We start from the raw sequence: 1,572 nt of genomic DNA on the forward strand, positions 1-1,572 counted from the left end.
GTAACTATTCAGCCCCCCTAACCTGAAGCGGAAAATCTGAAATTTTGTGCCAGTATTGGGGGAGTAATTTCCTGGTCATCGGTCATGTCCTTCTCTCCTGAAACCCAACTCACCGCCACACTGCTTGCCATCGTTATTGAGCAGGGCGAGAGGATTTGTGAGCAGCAGGAGACTATTAAAGAGCTTGAGGCTCGGATCAACAAGAACAGCAGCAACAGTAGTAAACCACCATCAACAGATGGTTTTTCCAAGCCTGGAGACAAGCAACAGACCGAGCCTTCTGGCACAGATGACAATGATAAACCCGCCCCCAAGAGCCTGCGGGCGCATTCAGGCCTGAAACCCGGAGCGCAGAAAGGTCATAAAGGACACTGCCTGGAAGCTATAGAGCACCCTCACCATATTGAATATCTCCCGGTTCGGGTCTGTGAACATTGCCATCAGTCGCTGTCAACCGACAGCCTGGTCAAGGTTGTCGAATATCAGGTCTTTGATCCGGCCTGTCCAGGGCAGTTTGAGGTCACGGCTTACCGGGCTGAAGTCAGACGCTGTACCTGTGGACATAAGACACAGGCAACATTACCAGAAGGCGTCACCAACTATGTGCAATACGGTGCGAAAACGAGGGCACTGGCCGTTTACCTTCACCAGTATCAACTGATTCCCTGCCACCGTATCGCTGAATTTTTTCAAGATATTTACCACATGCCGGTGAGCGTCGGGGCGATCTGCCGGTTCCAGAAGACGACGTATGAACAACTCGCATCCACCGAACTGGCGATAGCCAGTGCCCTGCTGCACGAAGCGGTACTGGGTGCGGATGAAACGGGCATGCGTGTGGACAAAAAAACCTGGTGGCTGCATGTTCTGCGCAGTGAATACTGGACACTGTATCACCTGAACCCAAAACGGGGGCGGGTAGCTATGGATGCCATGGGTGTTCTGCTCTTGTTTACCGGGGTGCTCGTCCATGACCACTGGAAGCCCTACTTCCATTACGGTGTGATGCATACTCTGTGTAATGCCCATCATTTGCGCGAGCTTCAGGGTGTGATAGACCGGGATTGCAACCGCTACGCGGGCCGTATGATGCGCCTGTTACAGTTTTCCTGGCATATCACCAAGGGGTTTAGAAAAATCGGAGTGGCTGCGATGCCAGCCCTTATTCTGGTGCGGATTGAACGATTGATCAACGGATACTGGCATGTGCGCTAAAAGACGAAGAGGCCTTCATGGAGCGACGACGACAATACTTGAAAAGCAGGAAAGTGAGACGCACTAAAGCTTATAACCTGTTCCGCCGGTTGCGCGATTATCAGACGGAAACCTTGCGGTTTCTGACAGATTTCCGAGTGCCTTTTGACAACAACGGCAGTGAACGGGATGTCCGCATGGGTAAGCTCAAAGCCAAAATCTCTGGCTGCTTCAGAAGCAAGGCGGGGGCGGCCTGGTTTAGCCGAATCCGCAGCTATATCTCATCAGCAAGGAAACAGGGGCTGGGCGTTTTTGAATCTCTGCTTATAGCTGTTGAGAATTACAACAACGCTCCTTTGCTGGGGGCTGAATAGTTAC

2 protein-coding genes are annotated in these 1,572 nt (G+C 52.0%); both read left to right on the forward strand.

Going from position 1 to position 1,572, the window contains the following annotated elements; translation table 11 throughout:
* Nucleotides 1-84 precede the first annotated feature (84 nt).
* Nucleotides 85-1,215, forward strand: coding sequence for an IS66 family transposase (locus E1189_RS01610; RefSeq protein ID WP_155158349.1), 1,131 nt, complete (start codon nucleotides 85-87; stop codon nucleotides 1,213-1,215).
* 17 nt (nucleotides 1,216-1,232) lie between these two features.
* A complete protein-coding gene (locus tag E1189_RS25690; RefSeq protein ID WP_155158350.1) occupies nucleotides 1,233-1,568 on the forward strand; it encodes an IS66 family transposase in 336 nt (111 codons plus the stop codon).
* Nucleotides 1,569-1,572 lie beyond the last annotated feature (4 nt).

Origin of the sequence: Parendozoicomonas verongulae (genome assembly GCF_009711465.1) — a bacterium.
GTDB classification, from domain to species: Bacteria; Pseudomonadota; Gammaproteobacteria; order Pseudomonadales; family Endozoicomonadaceae; genus Sansalvadorimonas; species Sansalvadorimonas verongulae.

Bases quoted from the DNA above. Each gene is read 5' to 3' on its own strand.
- E1189_RS01610 (WP_155158349.1), top strand. From the start codon at position 85: ATGTCCTTCTCTCCTGAAACCCAACTCACCGCCACACTGCTTGCCATC.
- E1189_RS25690 (WP_155158350.1), top strand. From the start codon at position 1,233: ATGGAGCGACGACGACAATACTTGAAAAGCAGGAAAGTGAGACGCACT.